This is a genomic window from Blautia sp. AF19-1 (genome assembly GCF_003479155.1).
Lineage (GTDB): Bacteria > Bacillota > Clostridia > Lachnospirales > Lachnospiraceae > Fusicatenibacter > Fusicatenibacter saccharivorans.
In genome coordinates this window covers 1-401 of record NZ_QUGQ01000060.1, presented here as the reverse complement: position 1 = coordinate 401, position 401 = coordinate 1, and the positions used below count along the sequence as shown (strand labels likewise).

The 401-nt window shown below is 52.1% G+C and carries 1 protein-coding gene; it reads right to left on the bottom strand.

What is annotated here, in order from left to right; genetic code table 11:
* Window positions 1-401: MobA/MobL family protein (locus DWX26_RS17320; RefSeq protein WP_243030745.1), on the bottom strand; the 401-nt coding region annotated here is incomplete at both ends.

Below are 401 nucleotides of genomic sequence, written 5' to 3'. Positions count from 1 at the left end.
TGTGCAAGCAGCTCTTTCCGTTTTTCGCCCAGCTCGGTAATCCAGCCTTTGAGGTTTTGGATAAGCTGCCGGATGGACTTCATCAGACTGTTGGCGGCTCTGATTTCCCGGTTCAGGTTTCCGATATTCGTCTGGATACCACGCTTTTCCATCTGCCGGACAGCAGCCCCCTCATGGACAGTGGGGACAATATCAAGCCCCTGTCTGGCATAGGAACGCAAGTCCACACGCTCCGGACGGTCATTGGCTTCCAGATAGCGGTTCTGGATGACTTCCCACTCATGCCGCCAGATTTCACAATACTTCTGGTCGTTCCAGTCCACCGTATCCTCCTTGTGACTTTTCCATCTGCCGGACGGAAGTTTTATTCGTTCCCCATTTTCGTCAAGGTCATAAACCTT